The sequence below is a fragment of the Halopseudomonas sp. genome (assembly GCF_041579695.1).
Lineage (GTDB): Bacteria > Pseudomonadota > Gammaproteobacteria > Pseudomonadales > Pseudomonadaceae > Halopseudomonas.
The window spans coordinates 1-4891 of the sequence record NZ_JBFGFI010000133.1; the positions used below are offsets into that span (position 1 = coordinate 1).

The following is a 4891-nucleotide window of genomic DNA, read 5'->3' on the forward strand; positions in this document are numbered from 1 at the left end:
AATACCCACTACAGCCGGCAGATAAACATACCCCAGACTCCAGTCCGGCAACGGCTCTATGGTCCAGCCGGTGACGATAAAGCTGATGGCCCCGGCTATTGCAATCGGCAGACCACAGGCGGACGAGGTCGCCACCGCCTGTTGCATCGGCACACTGCGCCAGACCAGAAAGGGTACCGTGAGACTGCCACCGCCGATACCGAAAATCGCCGAGGCCCAGCCAATGAAGCCGCCTGCCAGCGTCAGGCCAGGCTTGCCGGGCACGTCCAGCGCGGCCTTCGGCCTGAGTTCAAAGGCCATCTGCGCAGCCACACCTATGGCAAACACGCCGATGATTTTCTGTAGGATCGGCCCCTCGATCATCGAAGCCGTCAGCGCGCCCAGAGCAGTGCCAAACAGAATACCCAGGGTCATCCACGCAAACAGCGGCCAACGTACGGCGCCCTTGAGGTGGTGTGCCCGAATGGCATTGATCGAGGTGAACGCGATGGTAGCCAGCGAGGTCCCTACAGCCATATGGGTAAGCACTTCGGGAGAGAACCCCTGAAGGGCAAAACTGTAGACCAGCACCGGCACGATGATCATCCCGCCGCCGACGCCAAAAAGGCCGGCAAGCACGCCGGCAAAACCGCCCAAAACCAGATAAAGCAGAAATTCCACGGCTCCCCCCCGGGGGTCTGATCAATAGATCCGCCAGGCCTTGCAGGCCAGCCAAACGGGGCAATAGTGTAGCCGATTCGGCTGCCGATCGCTCGCTGCGTGATGCTCCCTGCACCACAGATGGCTGCCGGCGGCAGGCATAAAAGCTTACAATGGCAACAACAATAAGGAGATGCCGATGTGTCTGATGGCCTTTGCCTGGCAAGTGGGAGATCACCCGCTGACGTTGCTGGGTAACCGTGACGAGTTTCATGCCCGCCCCACCCGCGCGGCGGATTTCTGGACCGAAGAGGGCCTGGCGGATCTGCTCGCTGGCAAGGACCTAAAGGCTGGCGGCACCTGGCTCGGCGTAACCCGCAGCCAGCGCTTTGCTGCCCTGACCAATATTCGCGCGCCCGGCGCTGCCGCGGCTCCGCGTTCGCGTGGTTGCCTGGCGCTAAACTATCTGGCCGGCGCAGCCGCCCCCGGCGACTATCTTCAGCAGCTGGCCGCAGAAGCGGAGCAGTATGGCGGGTTCAATCTGATCGTCGGCGATGCCAGCGAGCTGTGGTATTTCAATAGCCTCGACCAGCACGCAAAACAGGTTGGCCCGGGTGTATATGGCCTGTCCAACGGCAACCTCGACAGCGGCTGGCCGAAGCAGCGAGCCCTGCGTGACGGTCTGGCGGCGGAGCCCGATGGCGACCCGGCTGCGCTTCTGGAGCTGCTCGCCGATAGCCGCATCTATCCTGATGCCCAACTGCCGGGCACCGGTATCAGGCTGGAATTGGAGCGTGCCCTGTCGGCGGCCTTTATTGTCGGCGAGGAGTACGGCACACGCGCCAGCACACTGCTCAGACTGGGCCGGGGAGGCGGGCTGAATTTCGTCGAGAGACGCTATGGACCGATGGGCGTAATGCTCGGGGCATCAAACTGGGAGATCAGCTAACGGCCCTGCCGCAGGACCTTTTCCAGGCCCATGTTACGCAGCGCCAGATGCAGGGTGCTGTGCACCAAATAGGGATTATCCAGCTCGATCACCTCATCCAGCAACGCCTTGGCGTCAGACAGGCTGATCTGGCGCAGCAGCCATTTCACCTTGGGCAGGTTGGTCGCGTTCATCGACAACACGTCACAGCCCATCGCCATCAGTAGAACGGCTGACGCGGGATCCCCGGCCATTTCGCCACACACGCTCATTGGCTTGCCGGCATCCCGACAGGCGGCGGCGATCTTCAGCAACGCCTGCAGCACTGCCGGGTGGAGCGAGTGATACAGGTCGGCCACACGCGGGTTGTTCCGATCAACAGCCAGTAGATATTGCGTAAGATCGTTGGTACCAACCGAAAGAAAATCCACCATCTGGATCAGCTCGCGCGCCTGATACACCGCTGCCGGCACCTCGATCATCACACCCACCGGCGGCATCGGCACAGCCATACCCTCGTCGCACACTTCACTGTGCGCGCGGTGAATCAGATGCAGGGCTTCTTCGACCTCATACACACTGCTGATCATGGGCAGCATGATGCGCAGGTTGTTCAGCCCGCGGCTGGCCTTGAGCATCGCACGGGTCTGCAGCAGGAATATTTCCGGATGATCCAGAGTGACCCGGATCCCGCGCCAACCGAGGAAGGGATTATCTTCCTTGATCGGGAAATAGGTCAGTGCCTTGTCGCCGCCGATATCCAGGCTGCGCATGGTCACCGGCAACGGATGAAACGCCTCGAGCTGCTCGCGGTAAGTGGCCTGCTGTTCCTTCTCGCTGGGAAACCGATCCTGAATCATGAACGGCACTTCGGTGCGGTACAGGCCAACCCCCTCCGCGCCCCGGTCCAGGGAGCGCGCGACATCGGCGAGCAGGCCAGTGTTGACCCATAGCGGCATGCGGTGACCGTCGGTGGTCACGCAGGGCACTTCCTTGAGCTTTTCCAGGCCCTGGACCAGCTCCAGCTCTTCACGCACCAGTTCCAGATAATGCCGGCGCAGTTCGGGCGACGGACTGGCGTACACCTCGCCATGATTACCATCGACAATCAGCTCGAGACCGTCCATGCGCGTATAGGGAAGGTCAATCGCGCCCATGACGGTGGGGATGCCCATGGCCCGCGCCAGAATCGCCACGTGTGAGCTGCCGGAGCCGAGCACCGATACCAGGCCCACCAGCTTTTCCTTGGGCACCTCACCAAGCATCACCGGCGACAGCTCTTCGCTGACCAGAATGGTATGGTCCGGGAAGACCAATTCCTGCTTGCCGGCCTCCTGAAGGTACGCAAGGATGCGCCGCCCCAGATCCTTGACGTCCGAGGCGCGCTCGCGCAGATACGGATCATCCATCATCTCGAAACGGCCGACATGCGAACTGACGACTTCGCGCAATGCGCCCTGCGCCCACTGACCGGTGCGGATGAGGTTTATCACCTCGTTACCCAGCGCCGCATCGTCAAGCATCATCTGGTACACGTCGAACAAGGCCAGCTCTTCAGGCCGCAGCTGCGTCGACAGCCGGGCGGACAGATCCTGCATATCCTGGCGTACCGTTTCCACCGCACTGCGAAACAGCGTGACCTCGGCGTCTATATCTTTGACGGTCTTATCCGGCACGGCCTTGAGATCAGCCGGGGGCAGGATGACTACGGCCTGGCCGATGGCAACACCGGGCGCGCCGGGCACCGCATCAAAGCGTGTGTCCTGCACCGGCTCGCCACCCCAGCCCAACCCGCGTATGGAGCCGGTCGCTTCGGCATGGGCGATCACGCCGGCCAGCTGCGCACTCATGGTGACAAGAAAGGATTCCTCGGATTCGTCAAACTGACGCCTCTCTTTCTGCTGTACCACCAGTACGCCCATGACCCGGCGATGGTGGATAATCGGTGCGCCAAGAAAAGAGGCAAAACGCTCTTCGCCGGTCTCGGCAAAGTAGCGAAATTTGGGGTGGGCTGCAGCATCCTCCAGGTTGACTGGCTCTTCACGCGCGCCAACAAAACCGATCAGACCTTCGTTGCTGGCCAGGCTGACCGCGCCGACGGCGTCCTTGTTCAGGCCTTCGGTGGCCATCAGGACATAGCGTGAGGTATCGGGATCAAGCAGGTACACCGAGCATACTTCGGTACCCATCGCGCCGCGTACGCGCTGGACGATAATATCCAGTGCAGTAGGCAGGTCCCGGGCCGAATTGACCTCCTGGACAATCCGCCGAAGGGTATTGAGCATGCTCAAAACCGCACCAGTTCCAGTGGCAGCCTGGGTGCCAGCTCCTTCATCGCGCGGCGGTAGACGTCACGCTTGAATGCCACTACCTGGCCCAGCGGATACCAGTAACTGACCCAGCGCCAGCCGTCGAACTCGGGCTTGGGGGTCATGGTCATGCAGACGCGCTGCTCGTCTGCGGTGAGGCGCAAGAGAAACCATTTCTGTTTCTGGCCGACGCAGATCGGCTGCGAGTGGCTGCGGATCAGCCGCTGCGGCAGGCGGTAACGCAACCAGCCACGCGTGCAGGCGATTATCTCGACGTCATCTGGCATGAGCCCGACTTCTTCATGCAATTCCCGGTACAAAGCTTGCTCCGGCGTCTCATTGCGCTGAATGCCGCCCTGCGGAAACTGCCAGGCGTCCTGACCTATGCGACGCGCCCACAGCACCTGTCCAGAACCATTGGTCAGGATGATGCCTACATTGGGGCGGAAGCCATCGGGGTCAATCACTGCCTTGTTCCTTCTTTGATGATCCGTTGCATTGTTCCACAAAGACGCGCGGCGCAGCAATTGCATAGTTGGTCTGCGGCCCAAGCTTTTGTCAGCTGTCTGGATTATCCTTGCAGACCGCACTTCTTTTAAGAGGGGAATACACCGTGCCACTGGCCATTTTCGATCTCGATAACACGCTGCTAGGCGGCGACAGTGACCACAGCTGGGGCGAGTTCATCGTCCAGAACAACATCGTGGACGCCCAGGCCTATCAGGCGCAGAACGATAAGTTTTTCAACGATTACCTGGAAGGCCGGCTGGATATCGAGGTATATCTGAACTTTTGTCTGCAGTTGCTGGCGGAGCACCCTCAAGCTCAGCTTGATGAGTGGCACGGCCGGTTCATGGCGGAAAGGATCGAGCCTATTATCCTGCCGCAGGCACTGGCGCTGGTCGACAAGCACCGCCAGGCGGGAGACACCCTGATGATCATTACCGCGACCAACCGGTTCATTACCGGCCCTATCGCGGCGCGCCTGGGCATCGATATCCTGCTGGCTACCGAG

The 4891-nt window shown here is 61.0% G+C and carries 5 protein-coding genes; 2 read left to right on the forward strand and 3 right to left on the reverse strand.

The window, feature by feature from the left end; translation table 11 throughout:
- Positions 1-660: sulfite exporter TauE/SafE family protein (locus ABYA88_RS15270; protein WP_373188246.1), on the reverse strand; the 660-nt coding region annotated here is incomplete at its 3' end.
- A 178-nt stretch (positions 661-838) separates the two neighbouring features.
- On the opposite strand from ABYA88_RS15270, the gene ABYA88_RS15275 reads away from it, so the two are divergent.
- Positions 839-1588, forward strand: a complete 750-nt coding sequence (locus ABYA88_RS15275) for an NRDE family protein (protein ID WP_373188247.1) — start codon at positions 839-841, stop codon at positions 1586-1588.
- On the opposite strand, the gene ptsP is transcribed toward ABYA88_RS15275, so the two are convergent.
- A complete protein-coding gene (gene ptsP / locus ABYA88_RS15280; protein ID WP_373188248.1) occupies positions 1585-3852 on the reverse strand; it encodes a phosphoenolpyruvate--protein phosphotransferase in 2268 nt (755 codons plus the stop codon). The genes ABYA88_RS15275 and ptsP overlap by 4 nt on opposite strands.
- A gap of 2 nt (positions 3853-3854) precedes the next feature.
- Positions 3855-4343, reverse strand: coding sequence for an RNA pyrophosphohydrolase (locus ABYA88_RS15285; RefSeq protein WP_373188249.1), 489 nt, complete (start codon positions 4341-4343; stop codon positions 3855-3857).
- A gap of 146 nt (positions 4344-4489) precedes the next feature.
- Here ABYA88_RS15285 and ABYA88_RS15290 point away from each other — a divergent pair.
- Positions 4490-4891, forward strand: a 402-nt coding sequence (locus ABYA88_RS15290) for an HAD family hydrolase (protein ID WP_373188250.1), incomplete at its 3' end; no start/stop codon positions are given.

What these genes read in the sequence shown, in the direction of transcription:
- ABYA88_RS15275 (WP_373188247.1), top strand. Translation starts at nt 839, where the DNA reads ATGTGTCTGATGGCCTTTGCCTGGCAAGTGGGAGATCACCCGCTGACG.
- ptsP (WP_373188248.1), bottom strand. Translation starts at nt 3,852, where the DNA reads ATGCTCAATACCCTTCGGCGGATTGTCCAGGAGGTCAATTCGGCCCGG.